Origin of the sequence: Streptomyces sp. NPDC091972 (assembly GCF_044756385.1) — a bacterium.
Lineage (GTDB): Bacteria > Actinomycetota > Actinomycetes > Streptomycetales > Streptomycetaceae > Streptomyces.
This window is the reverse complement of record NZ_JBIVSV010000010.1, coordinates 61,178-84,517: the sequence shown is the minus strand read 5'-3', so window position 1 is coordinate 84,517 and position 23,340 is coordinate 61,178. Positions and strand designations below refer to the sequence as shown.

21 protein-coding genes are annotated in these 23,340 nt (G+C 72.6%); 13 read left to right on the top strand and 8 right to left on the bottom strand.

The genetic code is table 11. The features are described 5' to 3' along the window. Window position 1: 1 nt before the first annotated feature. The 3 genes from ACIQJT_RS27405 to ACIQJT_RS27395 are packed head-to-tail and all read right to left on the bottom strand — an operon-like array spanning window position 2 to window position 2,332. On the bottom strand, window positions 2–775 hold the full coding sequence (locus ACIQJT_RS27405) for an enoyl-CoA hydratase/isomerase family protein (RefSeq protein WP_402647862.1): 774 nt from the start codon (window positions 773–775) through the stop codon (window positions 2–4). Further along, window positions 772–1,179, bottom strand: coding sequence for a Zn-ribbon domain-containing OB-fold protein (locus ACIQJT_RS27400; protein ID WP_402647859.1), 408 nt, complete (start codon window positions 1,177–1,179; stop codon window positions 772–774). The genes ACIQJT_RS27405 and ACIQJT_RS27400 overlap by 4 nt, the downstream gene beginning before the upstream one ends. A gap of 1 nt (window position 1,180) precedes the next feature. Then, window positions 1,181–2,332 (bottom strand): lipid-transfer protein, encoded by a 1,152-nt coding sequence (locus ACIQJT_RS27395; RefSeq protein WP_402647856.1) that lies wholly within the window; start codon window positions 2,330–2,332, stop codon window positions 1,181–1,183. Between the two features lie 105 nt (window positions 2,333–2,437). Between ACIQJT_RS27395 and ACIQJT_RS27390 the strand changes: the two genes are divergently transcribed. Next, the gene (locus ACIQJT_RS27390; protein WP_402647853.1) at window positions 2,438–3,988 is read left to right on the top strand and encodes a FadD3 family acyl-CoA ligase; all 1,551 of its coding nucleotides are present in this window, start codon (window positions 2,438–2,440) and stop codon (window positions 3,986–3,988) included. 88 nt (window positions 3,989–4,076) lie between these two features. On the opposite strand, the gene ACIQJT_RS27385 is transcribed toward ACIQJT_RS27390, so the two are convergent. Together ACIQJT_RS27385 and ACIQJT_RS27380 are read right to left on the bottom strand one after the other, a co-directional pair. Beyond that, window positions 4,077–4,262: a hypothetical protein gene (locus ACIQJT_RS27385; protein WP_365452089.1), complete on the bottom strand. Its 186-nt coding sequence runs from the start codon at window positions 4,260–4,262 to the stop codon at window positions 4,077–4,079. A 200-nt stretch (window positions 4,263–4,462) separates the two neighbouring features. After that, window positions 4,463–7,441 carry a BTAD domain-containing putative transcriptional regulator gene (locus tag ACIQJT_RS27380; protein ID WP_402647849.1) on the bottom strand — a complete coding sequence of 993 codons (2,979 nt, stop codon included), beginning with the start codon at window positions 7,439–7,441 and terminating at the stop codon, window positions 4,463–4,465. A 199-nt stretch (window positions 7,442–7,640) separates the two neighbouring features. Here ACIQJT_RS27380 and ACIQJT_RS27375 point away from each other — a divergent pair, with 199 nt between their 5' ends. The 7 genes from ACIQJT_RS27375 to ACIQJT_RS27345 all read left to right on the top strand — a co-directional run bounded on the left by ACIQJT_RS27375 (window position 7,641) and on the right by ACIQJT_RS27345 (window position 15,744). Next, window positions 7,641–8,882, top strand: coding sequence for an amidohydrolase family protein (locus tag ACIQJT_RS27375; protein WP_402647846.1), 1,242 nt, complete (start codon window positions 7,641–7,643; stop codon window positions 8,880–8,882). Next, entirely contained in the window at window positions 8,879–9,796 is a 918-nt protein-coding gene (locus tag ACIQJT_RS27370) for an LLM class F420-dependent oxidoreductase (RefSeq protein WP_402647843.1), read from the top strand. Before ACIQJT_RS27375 ends, ACIQJT_RS27370 begins: the two co-directional genes overlap by 4 nt. A gap of 11 nt (window positions 9,797–9,807) precedes the next feature. Continuing rightward, entirely contained in the window at window positions 9,808–10,578 is a 771-nt protein-coding gene (locus tag ACIQJT_RS27365) for a glucose 1-dehydrogenase (RefSeq protein WP_365452081.1), read from the top strand. A 100-nt stretch (window positions 10,579–10,678) separates the two neighbouring features. Further along, window positions 10,679–11,797: an LLM class flavin-dependent oxidoreductase gene (locus tag ACIQJT_RS27360; protein WP_365452080.1), complete on the top strand. Its 1,119-nt coding sequence runs from the start codon at window positions 10,679–10,681 to the stop codon at window positions 11,795–11,797. A gap of 94 nt (window positions 11,798–11,891) precedes the next feature. Next, a complete protein-coding gene (locus ACIQJT_RS27355) occupies window positions 11,892–13,622 on the top strand; it encodes a D-aminoacylase (protein ID WP_365452078.1) in 1,731 nt (576 codons plus the stop codon). Beyond that, the gene (locus ACIQJT_RS27350) at window positions 13,619–15,076 is read left to right on the top strand and encodes an aldehyde dehydrogenase family protein (RefSeq protein WP_402647839.1); all 1,458 of its coding nucleotides are present in this window, start codon (window positions 13,619–13,621) and stop codon (window positions 15,074–15,076) included. The genes ACIQJT_RS27355 and ACIQJT_RS27350 overlap by 4 nt, the downstream gene beginning before the upstream one ends. A gap of 134 nt (window positions 15,077–15,210) precedes the next feature. After that, complete coding sequence (locus ACIQJT_RS27345) at window positions 15,211–15,744, top strand: DUF3455 domain-containing protein (protein ID WP_365452074.1); 534 nt, start codon at window positions 15,211–15,213, stop codon at window positions 15,742–15,744. 62 nt (window positions 15,745–15,806) lie between these two features. Here ACIQJT_RS27345 and ACIQJT_RS27340 read toward each other — a convergent pair whose 3' ends face one another. Continuing rightward, window positions 15,807–16,199 (bottom strand): nitroreductase/quinone reductase family protein, encoded by a 393-nt coding sequence (locus tag ACIQJT_RS27340; protein ID WP_365452072.1) that lies wholly within the window; start codon window positions 16,197–16,199, stop codon window positions 15,807–15,809. Window positions 16,200–16,291: 92 nt separating this feature from the next. On the opposite strand from ACIQJT_RS27340, the gene ACIQJT_RS27335 reads away from it, so the two are divergent. Both ACIQJT_RS27335 and ACIQJT_RS27330 read left to right on the top strand, forming a co-directional pair. Further along, window positions 16,292–17,110 (top strand): endonuclease/exonuclease/phosphatase family protein, encoded by an 819-nt coding sequence (locus ACIQJT_RS27335; protein WP_365452070.1) that lies wholly within the window; start codon window positions 16,292–16,294, stop codon window positions 17,108–17,110. 15 nt (window positions 17,111–17,125) lie between these two features. After that, a complete protein-coding gene (locus ACIQJT_RS27330; RefSeq protein WP_402647835.1) occupies window positions 17,126–17,299 on the top strand; it encodes a hypothetical protein in 174 nt (57 codons plus the stop codon). A gap of 10 nt (window positions 17,300–17,309) precedes the next feature. On the opposite strand, the gene ACIQJT_RS27325 is transcribed toward ACIQJT_RS27330, so the two are convergent. Further along, a complete protein-coding gene (locus tag ACIQJT_RS27325; RefSeq protein WP_402647833.1) occupies window positions 17,310–18,446 on the bottom strand; it encodes an FAD-dependent oxidoreductase in 1,137 nt (378 codons plus the stop codon). A gap of 220 nt (window positions 18,447–18,666) precedes the next feature. Here ACIQJT_RS27325 and ACIQJT_RS27320 point away from each other — a divergent pair, with 220 nt between their 5' ends. From ACIQJT_RS27320 to ACIQJT_RS27310, 3 genes are all read left to right on the top strand, one after another. After that, on the top strand, window positions 18,667–19,509 hold the full coding sequence (locus ACIQJT_RS27320; RefSeq protein ID WP_402647830.1) for an LLM class F420-dependent oxidoreductase: 843 nt from the start codon (window positions 18,667–18,669) through the stop codon (window positions 19,507–19,509). A 57-nt stretch (window positions 19,510–19,566) separates the two neighbouring features. Continuing rightward, window positions 19,567–22,152 carry a bifunctional FO biosynthesis protein CofGH gene (locus ACIQJT_RS27315; protein ID WP_402647827.1) on the top strand — a complete coding sequence of 862 codons (2,586 nt, stop codon included), beginning with the start codon at window positions 19,567–19,569 and terminating at the stop codon, window positions 22,150–22,152. 72 nt (window positions 22,153–22,224) lie between these two features. Then, window positions 22,225–22,785, top strand: coding sequence for a hypothetical protein (locus tag ACIQJT_RS27310; RefSeq protein WP_402647824.1), 561 nt, complete (start codon window positions 22,225–22,227; stop codon window positions 22,783–22,785). Here the strand turns inward: ACIQJT_RS27310 and ACIQJT_RS27305 are convergent. Continuing rightward, window positions 22,778–23,284 carry a DUF2165 domain-containing protein gene (locus ACIQJT_RS27305; RefSeq protein WP_365452058.1) on the bottom strand — a complete coding sequence of 169 codons (507 nt, stop codon included), beginning with the start codon at window positions 23,282–23,284 and terminating at the stop codon, window positions 22,778–22,780. The genes ACIQJT_RS27310 and ACIQJT_RS27305 overlap by 8 nt on opposite strands. Window positions 23,285–23,340: the final 56 nt, after the last annotated feature.

The window sequence follows — 23,340 nt, the reverse complement described above, 5'->3', positions numbered from 1 at the left end:
GCTAACGCAACCTGAATCCGGGCTGCCGGGAACGGAACAGGCCGGCCTGCCGGTCCGGCGGCAGGTTCCCGAGCGTGACGAGGTGCGGAGCCTGTGCGAAACCCCGTTGCACGGCGGCCTCCTTGGCGGCCCAGAGCGCGCGGACCGTGCCCTGCACCCCCTGCGTCGGATACCCGGCGATCACCTCCGCGGCGGCGGTCGCGGCCGCCAACGCCCCGCCTGGGCCGGTGACTTCGGTGACCAGTCCGATGGTGTGGGCGCGCTCGGCGGACAGCCGTTCCGCCGTCCCCATGAGCGCCATGCGTGCGGCCTCGCCGTGCGGCACGAGCTGCGCCATGAGCACCGACTCGTAGGCGCTGACCATCCCGTAGGCGGTGTGCGGGTCGAAGAAGGTGGCGGTGGGGTCGGCGATCAGGAAGTCGCTCTCGCCCAGGAGGTAGAAGGCGCCCCCGCAGGCCATCCCGTTCACCGCCACGACGACCGGCTTCCACAGGTCGTTGGACTTCGGTCCGACGCGCAGGAGCGGATCGTCGGTCATGTAGGGGGAGTTCGGCTGCGGGACCTCAACGTCCCGGTCCAGGCCGGTGCAGAAGGCCCGCTCCCCGGCACCGGTCAGGACCACGGCCCGGACGGAGTCGTCGAAGCGCAACGCCTGCCAGCAGGCGGCGAGTTCGTCCCGCATGGCCAGGTCGACGGCGTTCAGCCGGTGCGGCCGGTCGAGGGTGACGACCGCGACTTTGGTGTCCTTGTCGGCGGTGACCCGCAGCCCCGTCACGCCGGCACCCACTGCGGAAGCCCGTCCGAGAACACCACCCGCACCCGGGCGCCCATGCGGATCCGGCCCGGGTCGAAGGAGTCGAGCGCCGCTCCCGCCGCGCTGACCAGGTTCCCGACCAGCCGTATCCGCGGGGCCTCGGCCAGCTCGACCACGATCACGTTGTACGGCGCCAGCGCCGCGTAGTCGGGCAGGAGGGGTGGGTGGGGGACGACCCAGGACCAGATGCGGCCGTGCCCGGAGACCTGCCGCCACTCGGCCTCGAAGGACTGGCAGTGCGGGCAGCAGGGGCGGGGCGGGAAGCGGAGTTCGCCGCAGCCGGCACAGGCCTGGACGCGGAGTTCGCCCCGGGCGGCGTACTGCCAGAAGGGGGCGCCCGTGGCGTCCGTCACCGGTTCGAGCATGTCAGCTCCTGTTGGTCAGCAGCAGGGCGGAGGTGGGGACGCCCTCGCCGGCGGTGACGAGGCAGGTGGCGGCGTCCGGGACCTGCGCGGTGCTGGTGCCGCGCAGTTGCCGTACGCCCTCGTCGATGAGGTTGAAGCCGTGCACGTAGGCCTCGGACAGGCCGCCGCCCGCGGTGTTGACCGGCAGCCGTCCGCCGGTCTCCAGGGCGCCGCCCTCGGTGAAGGCGCCGCCCTCGCCGCGGCCGCAGAAGCCGTAGCCCTCCAGGGAGAGCGGGACGAGGGAGGTGAAGGCGTCGTAGATCTGGGCCGTGTCGACGTCCTGCGGGGTGAAGTCGGCGTGCTTCCACAGGTGTCGGGCGGCCGTCCAGGCGGGCCCGGTGAGCGGGTCGTCGTTCCAGTAGTTGACCATGCCGTGGTGCTGGGCGGGCAGGCCCTGGGCGGCGGAGTGGACGTAGACCGGGGTGTTCGGGCAGTCCCGGGCGCGCTCCCGGCCGACCAGCACGCACGCCAACGCCCCGTCCGTCTCCAGGCAGTTGTCGAACAGGCACAGGGGCTCGCTGATCCAGCGGGAGGTCATGTACATCTCGCGGGTCAGGGGGCGGTCGTACATGATCGCGGCGGGGTTCTGGTTGGCGCGGTTGCGGCAGGCGAGGGCGACGTTGAAGAGGTGGTCGCGGGTCACGCCGTACTCGTGCATGTAGCGGCGGGTGAGCATGGCGATCTCGTCGGCCGGCCGGAGCAGTCCGAAGGGTCTGGTCCACTGGGCGGGGGTGGGGAGCTGGACGGTGGTGTCGGTCCAGGGGCGTGGGCCGGAGCCGCGCTTGCGGGAGCGCCAGGCGACCCCGACCGTGGCCTGCCCGCTCGCTATCGCCGCCGCGAGGTGGGCGACCGTCGCGCACGAACCGCCGCCGCCGTAGCCGACCCTGCTGAAGAAGGTGAGGTCGCCGAGGCCGACCGCCTTCGCCAGCTCGACCTCGTCGGTCTCCTCCATGGTGTACGAGGCCAGGGCGTCGACCTCGGCGGGGGCGATCCCCGCGTCGTCGAGGGCGGCGAGCACGGCCCGGCAGGCCAGGGTCCGCTCGTCCTCGGCGAGGTGTTTCGCGAAGGGGGTCCGTCCGATGCCCACGATCGCCGTGGCGTCCTTGAGGGTCACGCTGCACGCACCTCCGCACACTGTGAGGCCTGCTGACAGCCCGTCAGGCTACAGCTAATCTGACGGGTAGTCAGCTGACGCGTTCGCGCTTTCGGGGAGGCCGATGTGGAGTGGCGGAGCATCCCGGAGCTGGTCCGGTGGGCGGCGCGCCGGTACACCGCCACGGAGGCGGTCGTGGAGGGCCGGACCCGGGTCACCTACGGCGAGCTGGGCGCCCGCGTGGAACGCGCGGCGGCGGCCTGTCTCGCGAACGACGTGCGGCCCGGCGACCGGGTGGCCGTCTGGGCCCCCAACTCCCTGGACTGGATGGTCGCGGCACTGGGCGCGGTGTCGGCCGGGGCGGTCCTGGTGCCCCTCAACACCCGCTTCAAGGGCGCCGAGGCGGCCGACGTGCTGCGCAGGAGCGGGACCCGGCTGCTGTTCGTCACCGGGACCTTCCTGGGCACCTCGTACGTGGCGTCCCTGCGCCGGGCGGTCGCGGAGGGCCCGGGCCTCCCGGACCTGGAGCAGGTCGTGGTGCTCTCCGACGACGCCCCCGCCGACTACCGCACCTGGAAGGACTTCCTGGCGAGCGGGGACGGGGTGGGCCAGGCGCGGGTGCGGGCGCGCGCCTCGGCCGTCGAGGGGGCCTGGCCCTCGGACATCGTGTTCACCTCCGGGACCACCGGCCGCCCCAAGGGCGCGGTGATCACCCACGGGCAGACCCTGCGGGCGTACGACGTCTGGTGCGAACTGGCCGGGTTGCGGCACGGCGACCGCTACCTGATCGTGAACCCCTTCTTCCACACCTTCGGCTACAAGGCCGGCGTGATCGCCTGTCTGATGCGCGGCGCGACGATGATCCCGCAGCCGGTGTTCGACGTGGACACGGTCCTCGCCAACATCGCGGCGGAACGCGTCTCGGTGCTGCCCGGTCCGCCCACCCTCCACCAGTCCCTCCTGGACCACCCGGCGCGCACCTCCCACGACCTGTCCGCCCTGCGCCTGGTGGTGACCGGCGCTGCGGTCGTGCCGCTCAGGCTGGTCGAGCAACTGCACGGCGAACTGGGCGTGGAGACGGTCCTGACCGCGTACGGCCTCTCGGAGGCGAGCGGCATCGTGACCATGTGCCGGCGCGGCGACCCGCTGTCCGTGATCGCGTCCACGTCCGGACGGGCCATCCCCGGCACCGAGGTGCGGGTCGAGGCCCCGCCCGGGCAGCCCGGCGAGGTCCTGGTCCGCGGCTTCAACGTGATGCGCGGCTACTACGAGGACGAGGCGGCGACCGCTCAGGCGGTGACCGAGGACGGCTGGCTGCGCACCGGCGACATCGGCGTCCTGGACGCTGCGGGCAACCTGCGGATCACCGACCGGTTGAAGGACATGTTCATCGTCGGCGGCTTCAACGCCTACCCGGCGGAGATCGAGCAACTGATCGGCCTGCACCCGGCGGTGGCCGACGTGGCGGTCGTCGGCGTGCCCGACGCGAGGCTCGGCGAGGTCGGCAGGGCGTACGTGGTCCGCCGCCCGGGTTCGGTCCTGACCGCCGACGACCTGATCGCCTGGGCCCGCCGGGAGATGGCCAACTACAAGGTGCCGCGGACCGTGGAGTTCGTGGCGCGCCTGCCCCGCAACGCGAGCGGCAAGGTGGTGAAGGGGGAGCTGCGCCGGTCCTGAACGCACCGGCCCCCGGACACGCCTCGGCCGCGACGGCTCCCCCTCCGCGCCGCCGCGGCCGATCCCCGTGTGTACGGAAAGGTCCTCGTCAGACCGTCTCGTCCGTGGCGTGGTTGTCGAGCGGCTTGACGGTGCCGTCCGTGGTGCCGGCCAGGGTGACGACCTTCTCGGCGCCCGTGGCGTGGTTGTCGAGGGTGGTGACCTCGTCCTCGGTCCCCGTGGCGTGGTTGTCGAGCGGCTTGAGGGTGCCGTCCTGCTTCTCGGTTGCACTCATGGGTGGTGACTCTCCCGTTTCGATGATGGGCCGGACCGCCCGGCGACTCCCCCGAGGGCCGCCGGGCGGACATGTCAGGGTCGGTAACCCTAGCGATGGCGACCACCGCTGACCCGTCTGCCCCCCGACGCGACGGATCGACAGGACGAGTCTGCCGGGCGGCGATAAACGAACGATGAACGCCGCACCCGCACCCCGGCCTACACCGTGGCCGACGGCGTGAGCAGGTGCCGTACCTCGGCGGCCTCCGGCGAGCCGAGTTGCTCGAAGATGCCGAGCGCCTCCTGCCAGCACGCCTCCGCCCGGCCGGGCTGCCCGAGCCCGCTGAGGGCGCGGCCGAGGACCGTCAGGACGTTGCCGCGCCGCCACTCGCCGCCGATGCCCCGCAGCACGGCCAGGGCCTGCTCGGTCAGGGCGGCGGCCTGCGCGGGCCGGCGCCCCGCGAGGTGGGCCTCGGCGAGCCGGAAGAGCGTCATGCCCTCCCACAGCCGCTGCCGGCTGTCCCGGAAGACCTCCAGCGCCTCCGTCAGCCGGTCCACGGCGGCGTCCAGCCGCCCCTGCCCGGTGAGCGCCAGGCCCAGCGCGTACCGGCCGTTGGCGCCGCGCAGCGTGTGACCCAGCTCGTCGTAGATGACGATGCCCTGCCGGGCGAGCTCCACCGCGCTGGTGCTGCGCCCCATGGCCAGGTGGATACGGGAGAGGTTGCACAGCGCGCTGGCCTCGCCCGCGAGGTTCCGGTCGCGCCGGAAGCTCTCGATGGCCTCCTTCAGGCACGCCTCGCCCTCCGCGTGCCGCCCCTGGTAGAGCGCGATGATGCCGCGGTCGTTGGCGGCCCAGCAGCCGGCCACCAGGTCGTCGGCCGTGCGGGCGAGCTCCATGGCCTGCCGGGCCTCCGCGTCCGCCTGCTCGAAGCGGCCGGCGGCGAGATGGACGTTGGTGAGGGTGGTGAGGGCACGCGCGCGGGTGCGCGGGTCGTCCGCCGCGTCGGCCGCGTCCCGCAGGGCGACGGCGGCGGCCTCGTACTGCTTGGCGTTGGCCCCCGACTCGGCCAGGTCCTTCGCCACCCACAGCAGGTCCACCGCGCGCCGCAGCAGCGTCCCGTGCGCGCACTGCTGGACGAACGCGAGCAGGGCGTTGGCCTCGGCGTACAGCCAGTCCTGGGCGGCGTGGCGGTCCTCGAAGGACAGCCCCGGGTGGCGGATCTCCTCCAGGTGCTCCACCAGCCGGTCCCCTGGCCGCTCGATGGCGTACACGGCCGCCGTGGTCGCCAGGTAGAAGTCCAGCAGCCGCGACAGCGCCGCCTCGCGCTCGCTGGGCGGCCGCTCGTCGCGCTCGGCGCACGCACGCGCGTAGAGCCGTACGAGATCGTGGAACCGGTAGCGGCCGGGCGCCGCCGACTCCAGCAGCGAGGTGTCGACGAGGGCCTCCAGCAGGTCCTCGGTGTCCTCGACGGGCAGGTCCAGCACGGCGGCGGCCGCGGCCAGGGAGATGTCCGGGCCGTCGGCGAGGCCCAGCAGCCGGAAGGCACGGGCCTGGGCGGGCTCCAGCTGGCCGTAGCCGAGCTCGAAGGTGGCCTTCACGGCGAGGTCGCCGGCCTGGAGCTCGTCGAGGCGACGGCGTTCGTCGGCGAGCTTCGCGGCGAGGACGGAGACCGTCCAGGTGCGGCGGGCCGCCAGGCGGGAGGCGGCGATGCGGATGGCGAGCGGGAGGAAGCCGCAGGCGGCGACCACGTCCAGGGCGGCCTTGCGCTCCGAGGCGACCCGCTCCTCGCCGACGATCCTGGTGAAGAGCTGGAGCGCCTCGTCGGGGGACATGACGTCCAGGTCGACCAGGTGGGCGCCGGCGAGGTCCACCATCCGCACCCGGGAGGTGACGAGGGCCGCGCAGCCCTCGGTGCCCGGCAGCAGGGGCCGTATCTGGGCCGCATCGCGGGCGTTGTCGAGCAGGACGAGGACCCGGCGGCCGTCCAGGACCGAGCGGTACAGGGCGGCCCGCTCCTCCAGGGAGTCCGGGATCGCCGAGTCGGCGGTGCCGAGGGCCCGGAGGAAGGCGCCGAGGACCGTCTCCGGGTCGGCGGCCCGGGCGCCGGCGCCCTGGAGATCGACGTAGAGCTGCCCGTCGGGGAAGGCGGAGCGGGCCTGGTGGGCCACGTGCACGGCCAGCGTGGTCTTGCCGACGCCGCCGATGCCCGCCAGCGCGGAGACCGCCATCACCCGGCCCTCGGAGCCGGAGGTGAGCACCTCGCTCAGTTCGGTGACGAAGGAGGCGCGGCCGGTGAAGTCGGGGACCGTGGCCGGGAGCTGGGCGGGGCGGACGGGGGCGGCGACCGGTTCGGGCTGCGGGGAGGAGGGCTCCGCGAGGCCGGGGTCGGCCTGGAGGATGCGCTGCTGGAGCTCGCGCAGGCCGGGGCGCGGGTCGACGCCGAGTTCGTCGGCGAGCAGCCGGCGGGTGTCGGCGTAGACGGCGAGGGCCTCCGCCTGCCGGCCGCTGCGGTACAGGGCCAGCATGAGCAGTTCGCGCAGGCGCTCGCGCAGGGGGTGCTCGGCGGTGAGGGCGGTGAGCTCGGAGACCGCCTCCGCGTGGCAGCCCTGCTCCAGGTCCATGTCGAGGCGGGACTCGAGGAGTTGCAGCCGCCACTCCTCCAGCCTGACGCGCTGTGCCTCGGCGTACGGTCCGGGCACGCCCGCGAGCACCTCGCCGTCCCACAGCGCCAGCGCCCGGGTGAGCACGTCCCGCGCGTGGCACAGGTCCCCGGCGCTCCTGGCCTTCTCCGCCTCGGTGGCGAGCTCCTGGGCGGCGGCGAGGTCCAGCGCGTCCTCGCCGAGGCCGCGGATCGCGTAGCCGCCGGACTCGCTGACCAGGATCCCGGGGTCGAGGACCTTGCGGAGCCGGGAGGCGTAGGTGCGCAGCGCGGCCAGGGCCTGGTCCGGCGGCTCCTCGCCCCACAGGGCGGCGATCAGCTCGGCGGCGGTCGCGGTGCGGCCCTCGCGCAGCAGCAGGGCGGCGAGCAGGGCGCGTTGCTGCGGGGAGCCGGTGTTCAGCAGTTCGTCACCGCGCCGGGCGCGCACCGGTCCGAGCACGCTGAAGCGCAGCGGCGCGGTCTCCGCCGGCGTGTCCTGCCCGGCCCCCGCCGGGGAGCCGGGACGCCTCTGCTCCGGCACCCGCGGTACACCGTCCATCGCCGTCCCCCTAGGGCCTGTTTACAACTCCGTCAGTCTGCCTTGTCCACGGCGGATGCGTCAGCCGTGGAGAGCCTGATCACAGGAGGACGCGCGGGATGTCACAAGGCTCTCACCCGCCCTCCGCACACGCCCGCACACGAACCGTCGCGATCGGCCACCGTCCACGGAGCTGACGGACCGTCAGATCGGCGCTACGGTGAGCGCCATGGAGACCACGACGGCACTTCCGAAGATCATCTCCGTCGACGACCACACGGTGGAGCCCTCCGACGTCTGGCAGAGCCGGCTCCCGAAGAAGTACCTGGACACCGGCCCGCGCGTGGTCCGCGCCCCGCTCAAGGAGATCAGCTTCCTGGGCGGCCGGTTCAAACCCGTGATGGGCGCCCCGGGCGACGACGGACCGCTCGGCGACTGGTGGCTCTACGAGGGACTCCAGCGCCCCCTCACCCGCCTCGACACCGCGGTCGGCTACAGCAGGGACGAGATCAGGCTGGAGGTCATCACCTACGAGCAGATGCGCCCCGGCTCCTACGACGTCCCGCAGCGCCTCGCCGACATGGACGTCAACCACGTCCAGTCCGCCCTCTGCTTCCCGACCTTCCCGCGCTTCTGCGGCCAGACCTTCACCGAGGCCGAGGACCGCGAACTGGGCCTGCTGTGCGTGCGGGCGTACAACGACTGGATGGTGGAGGAGTGGTGCGGGCCCGAGGCGCGGGGGCGCCTCATACCCCTCACCCTCGTCCCGCTCTGGGACGCCGAGCTGGCGGCCGCCGAGGTCCGCCGCAACGCCTCCCGCGGGGTACGGGCCGTCGCCTTCTCCGAGATACCCCCGCACCTGGGCCTGCCCTCCGTGCACTCCGACGACTGGGACCCCTTCCTCGCCGCCTGCGACGAGACCGGCACGGTCGTCGCGATGCACATCGGCTCCAGCAGCCGGATGCCCTCCACCTCCGCCGACGCCCCGCCCGCCGTCGGCTCCACGATCACCTTCGCCAACTGCTGCTTCTCGATGGTCGACTGGCTGATGAGCGGCAAGTTCGAGCGCTTCCCGAACCTCAAGGTGATGTACGCGGAAGGGCAGATCGGCTGGATCCCGTACATCCTCGAACGCGCCGACATCGTCTGGGAGGAGAACCGCGGCTGGGGCGGCGTCGCCGACAAGGTCCACCGCCCGCCGTCCGAACTCTTCGCCGAGCACGTCCACGGCTGCTTCTTCGACGACGCCTTCGGCCTGAGGAACCTCGACGCGATCGGTGTCGGCAACGTCCTCTACGAGACCGACTACCCCCACTCCGACTCCACCTGGCCGAAGTCGAAGGAGGTCGGCGAGGCCCAGATGGGACACCTGGACGCCGACGTGGTGGAGCGGATCGTCCGCGGCAACGCCATCGACCTGCTCGGGCTCACCCCGGACGGGCTGTGGGGCGGCCCCCGGTGACGGCGTACGGCATCCAGCTCCCCGTCCAGTCGCAGAGCACGATCTACGCCGAGCCCTGGGAGGCCGACGCGGGACCGGAGGATCTCGCCGAGATCGCCCGGGCCGCCGACCGCGCCGGGTTCGCGTACATCGCCGCCTGCGACCACGTGGCGATCCCGCGCCGTCTCGCGCCCGCGATGAGCACGGTCTGGTACGACCCGGTCGCCACCCTCGCCTTCCTGGCGGGCGTGACCGAACGGGCGAGGCTGCTCAGCCATGTGGCCGTCGTGGGGCTGCGGCACCCGCTCCTCACCGCCAAGCAGTACGCCACCCTCGACCACCTCAGCGGCGGGCGACTGATCCTCGGGGTCGGCGCCGGGCACGTGCGGGAGGAGTTCGAGGCGCTCGGGGTCGACTTCACCGGGCGCGGGGCCGTCCTCGACGAGTCGATCGACGCCCTGCGCACCGCCCTCGGCCCCGAGGAGTTCCCCGAACACCACGGCAAGCTCTACGACTTCGCGGGCCTCGGCCAGCGCCCGCGTCCCGCGCAGGCCCGCGTCCCGGTGTGGATCGGGGGCTCCTCACCGGCCGCCGTGCGTCGGGCCGCTCTCAGGGGCGACGGCTGGCTGCCCCAGGGCGACCCCCGGGAGAAACTGCCCGGGCAGATCGAGCGGATACGGCGGCTGCGGGCGGAGGCGGGCCTCGAAGGACCGTTTACCGTCGGGGCCATCGCCGAGCCGCTGTACCTCAACACCCCCACCTGGGACGTCGGCCGCCGGACGCTCAGCGGCCCGCCCGACGCGGTCGCCGAGTCCCTGCGCGCCTACCGCGCGATGGGCGTGGACCAGATCCAGGTGCGGTTCCGCAGCCGCGACCGCGCCGAACTCGTCGACCAGATCACGGCGTTCGGCGCCGACATCGCCCCCCACCTCTGAGGAGTCACCGCATGGGCAAGCTGGACGGACGTGTCGTCCTCGTCACCGGCGCGGCACGCGGGCAGGGGGAGCAGGAGGCCCGCCTGTTCCGTCAGGAGGGCGCCCAGGTCGTGGTGGGCGATGTGCTGGACGAGCGGGGCAAGGCGCTCGCCGAGGAGATCGGGGCGCTGTACGTGCACCTCGACGTGGGCCGGGAGGCGGACTGGCAGTGCGCGGTGGAGGCCGCCGTCGAGGAGTACGGGCGGGTCGACGGGCTCGTCAACAACGCGGGCATCCTGCGCTTCAACGCCCTCCTGGACACGCCCCTCACGGAGTTCATGCAGGTGCTCCAGGTCAACCAGGTCGGTTGCTTCCTGGGGATCAGGAGCGTGGGTCCGGTGCTGTCCGACGGCGGCACGATCGTCAACACGGCCTCCTACACCGGCGTGACCGGGATGGCCGGCGTGGGCGCCTACGCGGCCTCCAAGCACGCGGTCCTCGGGCTCACCCGGGTCGCCGCGCTGGAGCTGGCGCCGCGCGGGATCAGGGTCAACGCCATGTGCCCCGGAGCCGTCGACACCGCGATGTCCAACCCGGCGGTCCTGGACCCGTCGGCGGACGCGGAGGAGGCCTCCCGGGGGCTCGACCGGTTCTACCGCAAGCTTGTGCCGCTCGGCCGGATCGGGCGGCCGGAGGAGGTGGCGCGGCTCGCGCTCTTCCTGACCTCCGCCGACTCCTCGTACATCACCGGCCAGCCGTTCGTGATCGACGGCGGCTGGCTCGCCGGGGTCTCCGTCATCTGACAGGCCGTCAGCTATTGACCCCGGGTGCGCCCGGTGCCACAGTCGGCGGCAGATCAGACATCTGACGGAGCGTCAGAAAAACTGGGGACGGTGAACCTCCTTGGAATTCGGGCTCTTTGTACAGGGATACGTGGGCAAGCGCGCCGAGACCGACCCGCTGGCCGAGCACAAGGCGCTGATGGAGGAGACCGAGTACGTCATCCAGGCGGACCGCTCCGGCTTCAAGTACGCCTGGGCCTCCGAGCACCACTTCCTGGAGGAGTACTCGCACCTGTCCGCCAACGACGTCTTCCTCGGCTACCTGGCACACGCCACGGAGCGCATCCACCTCGGCTCCGGCATCTTCAACCCGCTCGCCCAGGTCAACCACCCCGTGAAGGTCGCCGAGAAGGTCGCCATGCTCGACCACCTCACCCAGAACCGCTTCGAGTTCGGCAGCGGGCGCGGGGCCGGCTCGCACGAGATCCTCGGCTTCCTCCCCGGCATCACCGACATGAACCACACCAAGGAGATCTGGGAAGAGACCATCGCCGAGTTCCCGAAGATGTGGCTCCAGGACGAGTACGCCGGCTTCCAGGGCAAGCACTGGCAGCTGCCGCCGCGCAAGGTCCTGCCGAAGCCGTACGGGAAGTCGCACCCCGCGATGTGGTACGCCGCCGGGTCGCCGCCGTCGTACGCCATGGCGGCGAAGAAAGGGCTCGGGGTGCTCGGGTTCAGCGTGCAGAAGGTCTCCGACATGGAGTGGGTGCTCGAGCAGTACAAGACGGCGGTCGTGAACGCCGAGCCGATCGGGGACTTCGTCAACGACAACGTGATGGTGACGACGACCGCGATCTGCGCGCCCACGCACGCCGAGGCCATCGAGATCGCGGTGCACGGCGGCCTGCACTACCTGCCCTCGCTTGTCTTCCGCTACCACGACACGTTCCCGCGGCCCGAGGGGTTCCCGGTGTGGCCCGAGACGCTGCCCGAGTACACCGCGGAGTTCGTCGAGGTGCTCATCGAGGAGGAGCTGCTGATCTGCGGGGACCCCGACGAGGTGGTCCGCCAGTGCAAGCGCTGGGAACAGGCCGGGGCGGACCAGCTCAGCTTCGGGCTGCCGGTGGGGGTGCCGAAGGAGGAGACGTTGCAGACGATCCGGCTGATCGGGGAGCACGTGATCCCGAAGATCGACACGGATCCGGTTCACAGGACCACGCGGTTCCGGGAAGCCGCCTGAGGCCGTACGGCGGCTGCGGGCGGGTGGGGGCTGGTCGCGCAGTTCCCCGCGCCCCTGAGTAGGCCGATCCCCTGTATGCCAGGAGGTGAACCCCATGCTCGATCACGTCATCAAGGGTGCCGCCGTTGTCGATGGGACCGGTGCGGCCGCGTTCAGAGCCGACGTCGGCATCCGTGACGGACGTATCGCCGTCGTCGGCGACGTCACCGAGGACGCACGTACCCGCGAGGACGCCACCGGGCTCGTCCTCGCCCCCGGGTTCGTCGACCCCCACACCCACTACGACGCCCAGCTCTTCTGGGACCCGTACGCGACCCCCTCCCTCAACCACGGGGTCACCACGGTCGCCGCCGGGAACTGCGGGTTCACGCTGGCGCCGCTGAACCCGGGACGCCCGGACGACGCCGACTACACCCGCCGCATGATGTCCAAGGTCGAGGGGATGTCCCTGGTCGCCCTGGAGGAGGGCGCGCCCTGGAACTGGCACTCCTTCGGCGAGTACCTCGACGCCCTGGAGGGCCGGATCGCCGTCAACGCCGGGTTCATGGTGGGGCACTGCGCCCTGCGCCGGTACGTCATGGGCCCGGACGCCGTCGGCGGCCGGCCGTCCGAGGAGCAACTCGACGCGATGCTGCGGCTGTTCCACGAGGCGATGGACGCCGGCGCCTGGGGGTTCTCCACCACCCAGTCCGCCACGCACTCCGACGGCGACGGCAGGCCCGTGGCGTCCCGGCACGCGCTGCCCGCCGAACTCCTCGCGCTGTCACGGGCCGTGGGGGAGCACGAGGGGACCCAGATCGAGGCCATCGTCGCCGGCTGCCTCGACCAGTTCAGCGACGCCGAGATCGAGCTGTTCGTCGAAATGAGCGCGGCGGCCGGACGCCCCCTGAACTGGAACGTGCTGACCATCGACTCGGCCGTCCCCGAGCGGGTGCCGAGGCAGCTGTTCGCGAGCGAGCAGGCCCGCAAGGCGGGCGGCCGGGTCGTCGCCCTCACCATGCCGATCCTCACCCCGATGAACATGTCCCTGGGCACCTTCTGCGCGCTGAACCTCATCCCCGGCTGGGGCCCGGTCCTCGCCCTGCCCGTCCCCGAGCGCATCGAGAGGCTGCGCGACCCGGACGTGCAGAGGGAACTGCTGCGGCACTCCCGGTCCAAGGAGGCCGGGGTCTTCCGGCGGCTGACCAACTTCGGGCGGTACGTCATCGGGGACACCTACAGCGACACCAACCGCGGGCTCAGCGGACGCGTCGTGGAGGACATCGCCGCCGAGCGCGGGCAGGAGCCGTTCGCCACGCTCGTCGAGATCTGTGCGGCCGACTCGCTGCGGACGGTCCTGTGGCCCATGCCCACCGACAACGACCCGGCGTCCTGGGCCCTGCGGGCCGAGACCTGGCAGCACGAGGACGTGCTGCTCGGCGGGTCCGACGCGGGCGCGCACCTGGACCGGATGTGCGGGGCGCCGTACACGACCCGCTTCCTCGGGGACTGCCTGCGCGGCCGGAGACTGACCTCGCTGGAACAGGCCGTGAAGATGCTCACCGACGACCCGGCCCGGTTGTTCGGGCTGCGCGAGCGCGGGCGGATCGAGGAGGGCTTCCATGCGGACCTCGTGCTCTTCGACCCGGAGCGGATCGCCGCGGGCACGGCCACCCTGGTGCACGACCTGCCGGGCGACAGTCCCCGGCTGGACTCCAAGGCGATCGGCGTCCGGGCCGTGTGGGTCAACGGGGTCGAGGCCATCCGCGACGACGTGGTGAGCGGAGCCGTGCCGGGCCGGGTGCTGCGGTCGGGGCGGGACACGCGGACGGTGAGCACCAGGTGAGTGCCCCTGAGGAACAGGCGCTGTTCGTCGGCGGTGCATGGGTGGCTCCGGACGCCGGGCACTACGCGGTGGTCGACCCGGCCACCGAGGAGACCGTCGGACGAGCCCCGGAGGCCTCACGGGATCAGGTGCGCGCGGCCTGTGCCGCGGCCCGCGAGGCCCTCGGACCGTGGTCGCGCACGGCACCGGAGGAGCGGTGCGCCGTGCTGGCGCGGGCCGCCGACATCATCCGTTCCCGGCTCGGACCGTACGCCGAACTCGCCCGGGCCGAGACCGGCGCGACCACGGCGGTGGCCCGGGGCATGCAGGTCGGGGTGGCCGCCGCCCGGTTCCGGCGGTACGCGCGCGTCGAACCCGCGGAGTGGGCGATCGAGCCGCAGGTCAACGAGGCCGGACCGATGGGGGTGGCAGCGGTGATGGGGGCGCTGGCCGTCCGGCAGCCCGTCGGGGTCGTCGCCTGCGTCACGTCGTACAACAACCCCTGGGCCAACCCCGCCGGGAAGATCGCCCCCGCCCTCGCCATGGGCAACACGGTGGTGGTCAAGCCCGCCCCGCAGGACCCCCTCTCCGTCTACCGCATGGCGGAGGCGCTGGAGGCGGCCGGGGTGCCGCGCGGGGTCGTGAACGTGGTGAGCGGCCGTTCCGTGGAGGTCGGCGAGGCAGCCGTCGACTCGCCCGACGTCGACATGGTCAGCTTCACCGGCTCCACGGCGGTGGGACAGCGCATCGCCGAGGCGTGCGGGCGGTCCATGAAACGGCAGTTGATGGAACTGGGCGGCAAGGGGGCGGCGCTCGTCTTCGAGGACGCGGACCTCGGATCGGCCGTGGCCGGGATCGGCACCACCTTCTCCTTCTACAGCGGACAGATCTGCACGGCACCGACGCGGGTGCTGGTCCAGCGGGCGGTCCACGACCGCCTCGTCGAGCAACTCGTGGCGTACGCGGCCCGGTTGAAGGTCGGTGACCCGCGCGAGTCCGGGACGGCCGTCGGTCCGGTGATCTCGGCCGCGCACCGGGAGCGGGTGGAGTCGTACGTCGAACTGGGCCGCAAGGAGGGCGCTGTGGTGGCCGCCGGCGGCGAACGCCCGCCGCTGGAGCGGGGCTTCTACGTCGCCCCGACGCTCCTCGTCGACTGCCGCCCCGACATGCGCGTGGTCCGCGAGGAGATCTTCGGCCCGGTCGTGACCGTGACGCCCTTCGACGACGAGGAGGAGGGCATCGCCCTCGCCAACGACAGCGACTACGGCCTGATCGACTACGTCTGGTCGGCGGACGTCGCCCGCGCCTTCCGCGTGGCCCGGCGGCTGCGCGCCGGGGGAGTCGGGGTCAACACGGTCGGCCGGAACATGGAGGCGCCGTTCGGCGGCTTCCGCAGGAGCGGGGTCGGACGGGACTGCGGGTCGTACGCGCTGCACGCCTACAGCGAGGTGCAGTCGATCATCTGGCCGGGGTGAGAGGGGCTTCGGGAGCGCGTGTTCGGCCAACTGGCCGGTAACCCGGGGGTGGCCCCGTAGAGTCCCGGCCGGGGGGCGGCGAGTTCGACACCGCCGTACTGAAGACCAGTCAAGAACCCTTCCGGAGAACTGACTTGAAGCTCACCAAACGCCTCACTCTGACCACTGCGGCCCTCGCCGCGACCGCCTTCCTGGGGACGACCGCCGGCAACGCGGCCACCGCGGACGCCGCGCCGAAGCCCGTGAAGGCCCCCGCCGCCGTCAAGGTGCCGGACGGCAACAAGCTGACCGGCGTGTACCCGGCCCGGGGCGTGCAGACGTACACCTGCACCGACGGCGCCTGGAAGCTCCTGGAGCCCGCCGCCACCCTCTCCGACCGGAGAGGCCGCACCGTCGCCCTGCACTCCCGCGGCCCCGTCTGGGTCTCCACGGTGGACGGCAGCGCGGTGAACGCCACGGCCGTCGCCACCTCCCCCAAGGAGGGCACCATCCCCGAACTCCTCCTCCAGGCCACCGCGACCCGGGGCACGGGCGTCTTCGGCGGTGTCTCCTACATACAGCGCCTGAACACGACCGGCGGCGTGGCCCCCGCCACCACCTGCACCGGCACGGACCAGGTGAGCGTGGCGTACACGGCGACGTACGCGTTCTACAAGCCGGCCAAGTGAGGCGGGCGACGCGCTGAACGGCGGCGCGGCGGTGGCCCCCGCCTGGCCGGGGCCGCCGCCCGTCAGCCGTCCAGATCCACCCGCACGGTCAACTGCCCCGCCCCTATGGCCCGTACCGCCACGCTGTTCAGCGCGGGCAGCGAGCGCAGTCGTACGGCGGTGTCGTCGTCCGGCAGGAGATGGGCGGTCCCGGTGTGCCAGCGCCCCCGGATCCGCACCCTGACCCGTGCGTCCGCCTTGATGTTGCGGACGTACTGCGAGCGCTCCCCGAACTCGGAGACCAGCCAGAAGGAACCGCCGATCCGCCTGCCGCCCACCGGGGTCCGGCGGGGCAGGCCCGAACTGCGGCCGGTGGTCTCCAGGACGGTCTGGAGGGGCAGCCGGCGCATGACCGGGTTGAGCAGGCGCTGAACGGCCCTGGCGGCACGGTACTTGCGCTCGGCGTCGCGGGACATGGGCGGTCGGGACTCCTGTCTCTCGTCTTCCGTAACCTGACGGGCGACCCCGATGATCTCAGGGGCGGCCGGGTGGACGAAGGGTGTCGGCGATGCGCGTGGTGACCTGGAACCTGTGGTGGCGCTTCGGCCCGTGGGAGGAACGGCAGAAGGCGATCCTGGCCGTGCTGCGGGAGCTGCGCCCCGACGTGGTCGGCCTCCAGGAGGTGTGGTCGGCGGGTACCGAGAACCTCGCCGAGTGGCTCGCGGGCGAGCTGGGCCTGCACTGGGCGTGGGCCCCGTCGCCCGCCTCGGAGCGCTGGCAGCGGCGGATCGGCGACCCGGGCGTGGAGGTCGGCAACGCGGTCCTGAGCCGCTGGCCGGTGCTCGACCGTGCAGTCCTCCGGCTCCCCGCCCCGGACGACCTGGACGACGGCCGCCTCGCCTTCCACACCCGACTGGCAGGCCCTTGCGGTGAGATCCCCTTCTTCACCACCCACCTCACCTCGGCCCCCACCGCCTCGGCGGTCCGCTGCCAACAGGTCACCGCGCTGGCGGAGTTCGTGGCCGCCCACCGCTCCGGCACCGACTTCCCGCCGGTGATCACCGGCGACTTCAACGCCTGGCCCGACTCCGACGAGGTCCGCCTCTTCGGCGGCTACAGGACGGCCCCGGCCGCCCCCGGCCAACTCTTCCTGGACGCCTGGGAGTACGCCGACCCTACGGCCCCCTCCGCGACCTGGGACCCCGCCAACCCCTACGTCCGCCTGGACCCGCCCGTCCGCATCGACTACATCCACGTGGGCCCACCGGCCCCTTCGGGACTGGGCCACGTCCTGGACGTCCGGCGCGCGGGGGACGGCCCCGTTGACGGGGTGTGGCCCTCGGACCACATGGCGGTGGTGGCGGACCTGGCGGACGGGCCGGAGTGAGCCGAGGAGAAACCGATGGGCATCTACGTGTCGGTCAGAGGCTGGCTGGAGTGCGACGAGGACGGGGACCGCGTCAGTGGCCTGTTTCTCGCCAGCCACGAGATCGACGGCACCGCGGAATGGCAGGTCCGGGACGGCGAACTCCTCATCTCGCCGGGCGGCGGCAGACACCGCTGGCCCGACGGATGACCGGCCCGGGTCACTCGCCCCCCTCCTCCTCCCTGAACAGGCTGATCAGCCCGTGCGGTGTGTCTGCGCCGAACATGAGGGCGTAGAGCTCGGTGCCCTCGGTGGCGGTCTCGGCGCTGCGGGGGAACATGGCCTGCTCGTATGCGGTGAGCGCGGTCTCGATGTCGTCGGGGTGGGCCGCCAGGGACCGGGCGAGTTCCGCGCCGTCGAGCATGGCGAGGTTGGCGCCCTCGCCGTTCGGGGCGGCCACATGGGCGGCGTCGCCGATCAGGGTCACTCCCGGCACCCGCTCCCAGCGGTGCCCGGCGGGCAGGGCGGCGAAGGGACGCAGCACCGGGGCGGTGTCGGCCTCGCTGATCAGCGCGGTGAGTTCCGGTGCCCAGCCGTCGAACTCCCGCAGGATGCGCGCGAGGGCCGCGGCGGTGTCGGTGAAGTCGATGTCCGCGAACCAGTCCTGCGGCCGGGCCAGCATCACGTACGTGTGCAGGTCGCCGCCCCGTTCCCGGTGCGTCACGAAACCCTTGCCGGGCGCGAGCACGAACAGCGCCCCGCTTCCGACCACCTTCGCGGCGGCCGGGTGCCGGGTGTCGGCGTCGTGCAGGTACACCTCGACGCAGGACATCCCGGTGTACTCGGGCTGCGCGGCGGAGAGCAGCGGACGTGTCCGCGACCAGGCGCCGTCCGCCCCGACCAGCAGGCCGGTGGCGACCGAGGTGCCGTCGGTGAACGTCACCTCGTGGCGGCCCCCGCCCAGCGTCCTGGCGCCGCTGACCTTGTGGCCCCAGCGGACCGTGCCGGCCGGCAGCGAGTCCAGCAGGAGCTGCCGCAGTTCGCCGCGCTGCACCTCCGGGCGGTCGCCGGTGCCGTCGTCGGGCTTGTCGAACAGGACGGTGCCGTCCGGGCCGGCCATACGCATCGCCTCACGGCCCTCCAGGACGAGGGCGCGGAACCCGTCCGTCAGACCGGCCGCCCGGAGGGCCGACTGCCCGTTGTAGTCGTGGATGTCGAGCATCCCGCCCTGCGCGCGGGCGGTCGGCGAGGACTCCGCCTCGTAGACGGTGGCCGGGATGCCGTTCACGTGCAGGACGCGGGCGAGGGTGAGACCGCCGAGTCCGGCGCCGATGATCGTGACAGGGGTTCGCAGCATGGTGGCTCCTTCGGGACGGGGCCGCCGGTGAGTTCCGGCCGGCCGTCTCCGGCAAGGCTCCGGGGCCCCGTCGACAGACCGCCGACATCGGACGTACCGCCCCGACAGGCGGCCTACGGTCCCCGGACAGACCACCTACAGGCCCCACGGGCCGCCCTCCCGATCGCGATGCCGACCAGTCGGTATGGACATCCCCGGCCCGGCCCGGTACAGATGCCTCATGCGTATTTCCGTGACGATCTTCCTCACCGACGAGACCATCACCCCGACCCGGCTCGCCCGTGAGCTGGAGGCGCGGGGCTTCGGAGGGCTGTATCTGCCCGAGCACACCCACATCCCCGTCGAGCGGGTCACCCCGTACCCGGCGGGCGGCGAGCTGCCGCGCGAGTACGGCCGTACCCTCGACCCCTTCGTCGCGCTCGGCCAGGCCGCCGCCGTCACCGAGCGGCTCGGTCTCGGCACCGGGATCACGCTCGTCGCCCAGCACGACCCGATCGACCTCGCCAAGCAGATCGCCACCCTCGACCACCTCTCCGGCGGCCGGTTCACGCTCGGGCTCGGGTTCGGGTGGAACGTCGAGGAGGCCGCCGACCACGGCGTCGAGTGGCGCACCCGGCGTGACCTCGTGCGGGACCGGATGGCGCTCATGCACGCCCTGTGGGCGGACGAACCGACCGCCTACGAAGGCGAGTTCGGGAGTGTCAGGGCCAGCCATGCCTTCCCGAAGCCGGTGCAGAAGCGGACCCTGGTGGGCGGTGCCGCCGGACCCAAGCTGTTCTCCCACATCTGCGAGTACGCCGACGGGTGGCTGCCGATCGGCGGACGGGGGCTCGGCGAGTCCCTGCCGGTGCTGCGCGCCGCCTGGGCGGACGCGGGCCGCGACCCGGGCACCCTCCAGGTCGTCCCGTACGCCGTCCTGCCCACCCCCGGCAAGCTCGCCCACTACGCCGAGCTCGGCATCGAGGAGGTCGTGCTCCAGCTGCCGCCGGCGGGGGAGGGTGAGGTGCTCAAGGTGCTCGACGAGTATGCCCGTTATGTCCAGGGCGGCACCGGCGGTGTGTGACACCGCCCCGGCAGGGCGGCACTCCTGCGCTGATCACACCGCTCGTATGCTCGAAGGATGACGACCTCCGCGACCTCCGGAACCGGCCCCACCGAGAACTCCATGCGTCGCGCTCTCAAACGTGCCCGGGACGGCGTCGCCCTCGACGTCTCCGAGGCCGCGGTGCTGCTCCAGGCCCGCGGCCCGGCCCTGGACGACCTCACCGCGTCCGCCGCACGGGTACGGGACGCCGGCCTCGAACAGGCCGGCCGCCCCGGTGTCATCACGTACTCGAAGAGCGTCTTCATCCCGCTGACCCGGCTGTGCCGGGACAAGTGCCACTACTGCACCTTCGTGACCGTGCCCGGCAAGCTCCGCCGGGCCGGTCACGGCATGTTCATGTCCCCCGACGAGGTCCTCGACGTGGCCCGCAAGGGTGCCGCGGTGGGCTGCAAGGAAGCCCTCATCACCCTCGGCGACAAGCCCGAGGACCGCTGGCCGGAGGCCAGGGAGTGGCTGGACGCGCACGGCTACGACGACACCATCGCCTACGTGCGGGCCGTCTCCGTCCGGATCCTGGAGGAGACCGGGCTCCTGCCCCACCTCAACCCGGGCGTGCTCTCCTGGACCGACTTCCAGCGGCTCAAGCCGGTCGCGCCGAGCATGGGCATGATGCTGGAGACCACGGCCACCAGGCTCTGGTCCGAGCCCGGCGGTCCGCACCACGGCTCCCCGGACAAGGAGCCCGCCGTACGGCTACGGGTGCTGGAGGACGCCGGGCGCTCCTCCGTCCCCTTCACCTCGGGCATCCTCATCGGCATCGGCGAGACCCACGAGGAGCGCGCCGAGTCCCTGTTCGCCCTCCGGCGCACCGCGCGGTCGTACCACGGCATCCAGGAACTGATCATCCAGAACTTCCGCGCCAAGCCGGACACCGCGATGCGCGGCATGCCGGACGCGGAGCTCGACGAACTGGTCGCCGCCGTGGCCGTCGCCCGTCTCATCATGGGCCCGGCCGCCAACATCCAGGCCCCGCCGAACCTCGTCGACAGCGAGTACGAGCGCCTGATCGGGGCCGGGATCGACGACTGGGGCGGGGTCAGCCCGCTCACCATCGACCATGTGAACCCCGAGCGCCCCTGGCCGCAGATCGAGGAGCTGACCGAGCGGTCCGCCGCGGCCGGCTTCGAACTGCGGGAACGCCTGTGCGTGTACCCCGAGTTCGTCCAGCGCGGCGAGCCCTGGCTGGACCCCCGGCTGCGGCCGCACGTGGCGGCCCTCGCCGACCCGGCCACCGGCCTCGCGCGTCCCGACGCCCTCCCGCAGGGCCTGCCCTGGCAGGAGCCGGAGGAGGTCTTCGTGGCCACCGGCCGCACCGACCTGCACACCTCCATCGATACCGAGGGCCGTACGTCCGACCGCCGCGACGACTTCGACGAGGTCTACGGCGACTGGGGCGCCCTGCGCGAGGCGGCCGCGCCCGGCATGGTGCCCGAGCGCATCGACACGGACGTGCGCGACGCGCTGCGGACCGCCGCCGACGATCCCACCAGGCTGACCGACGAGGAGGCCCTCGCGTTGCTGCACGCCGACGGCCCGGCCCTGGACGCCCTGTGCCAGGTGGCCGACGACGTCCGCAAGTCGGCGGTCGGCGACGACGTGACCTACATCGTCACGCGGAACATCAACTTCACCAACGTCTGCTACACCGGCTGCCGGTTCTGCGCCTTCGCCCAGCGGCGCACCGACGCCGACGCCTACACGCTCTCCCTCGACCAGGTCGCCGACCGCGCCCAGCAGGCCTGGGAGGTCGGCGCGGTGGAGGTCTGCATGCAGGGCGGCATCCATCCGGACCTGCCCGGCACGGCGTACTTCGACATCGCGAAGGCGGTCAAGTCCCGCGTCCCCGGCATGCACGTGCACGCCTTCTCGCCGATGGAGGTCGTCAACGGCGCCACCCGCACCGGCATGTCGATCCGCGAGTGGCTGACCGCGGCCAAGGAGGCCGGCCTCGACTCCATACCCGGCACGGCCGCCGAGATCCTCGACGACGAGGTCCGCTGGGTGCTGACCAAGGGCAAGCTGCCGACGGCGACCTGGATCGAGGTGATCGAGACCGCCCACCAGGTCGGCCTGCGCTCCTCCTCGACGATGATGTACGGCCACGTGGACCAGCCCCGCCACTGGCTGGGCCACCTGCGCACGCTGGCCGGCATCCAGCAGCGCACCGGCGGCTTCACCGAGTTCGTGACGCTCCCCTTCATCCACACCAACGCCCCGGTGTACCTGGCCGGCATCGCCCGCCCCGGCCCCTCCATGCGGGACAACCGGGCGGTCACGGCGATGGCCAGGCTGCTGCTGCACCCCTGGGTGCCGAACATCCAGACGAGCTGGGTGAAGCTCGGCACCGAGGGGGCGGCCGAGATGCTCCGCTCCGGCGCGAACGACCTCGGCGGCACGCTGATGGAGGAGACGATCTCGCGGATGGCGGGCTCGTCGTACGGCTCCTACAAGTCGGTGAAGGACCTCGTCGCGGTGGCGGAGGCGGCGGGCCGTCCCGCCCGGCCGCGCACCACGCTGTACGGGCCGGTGCCGGAGGAGCGCCAGCAGGCGGCGCGGGCCTCCGACGGGCACCTGCCGGAGCTGCTGCCGGTGCTGGACTGACCGGAGAGGTGTTCGGGCGGGGGCCGGTACGATGATCCGACCCCCGTTCGACGGGGATCCTGAGCCGAGGAGATGCGTGCCGTGCCAGCCCCGAAGGTCTGGGTGACGGGTCTGACCGTGGGGGCGATCGCCGCCGTCGTCGCCCTGGCCGTACAGGCCGACAAGGGAACCAAGCCGGGTGTGGCCCTCACCGGCAGGCCGAGTGTGTCGGCGTCGCCCAGCGCGTCCGCGCGGCCCGAGCCGTCCGCGACCGCGGTGCCGGACGGCTCCGGCACCGGCCGCCGGATCGTCTACTCGCTCGGCGACAAGCGGGTGTGGCTGATCGACGCGAGCGAGGCGGCCCGCCGGACCTTCGCCGTCTGGCCGGGGACGGTGGCCCCCGCCCCCGGCACCTACTCCGTCTCCCTGCGCCGGGGCGAGCCGACCACCGGCTCCGACGGCGTGCGGATCGAGCACATCGTGTACTTCACCGCCGTGGACGGCGTGAACGTCGCCTTCTCCAACGCGGTGGACGGCTCCTCGCCCCCGCCCGCGAACGGCGCGCCAACCGGCGGCATCCGCATGAAGGCGGCGGACGGCTCGGCCCTGTGGACGTTCGGCGAGACGGGGACGAAAGTCGTCGTCGTCAACTAGCGCTGCGGTCGGGCAGGTTGACCACCAGCAGGGCGACCCCGCTGAACACGAACACCCGCAGCGCCGCGTCCAGCCCGTTCCAGGTGTCCGACTGCCACATGGAGAACCACTCGCCGCCGATCGCGATGAACCCGGCGCCGAACAGCAGCATGAGCATGAGCAGCCCGTAGGTGGAGAACCGCCGGGCCGCCTGGTCGTCCCGGCGCACCCACAGCCAGGTGCCGTAGATCAGCACGAGCGCCGCGAGCGTCTCCCAGACGATGATCGCCACGTACGCCGTGTTCTGAAGTCCCTTGCTGGTTATGGCTCTCCACATCAGGTCGTCGTCCTTGAACGTCGTGTCCATCGCGAGAACGTGCTGCACGAACGCCTGGTTCGTCCCGAAGTCGGTGATGTTCCCGAACGCGACGAGCGCTGTGTACAGCGCGACGCTCGCGGTCAGCAGGGTGGCGGAGAGGTGGAGAGCACTGCGTGTGGTGCGTGGGGGTGTCGATGCCATGGAGGCCATCTTCCCCCGGCGGGGCGGTGTGATCCAGAGCGGTTGCGCCAGAATGG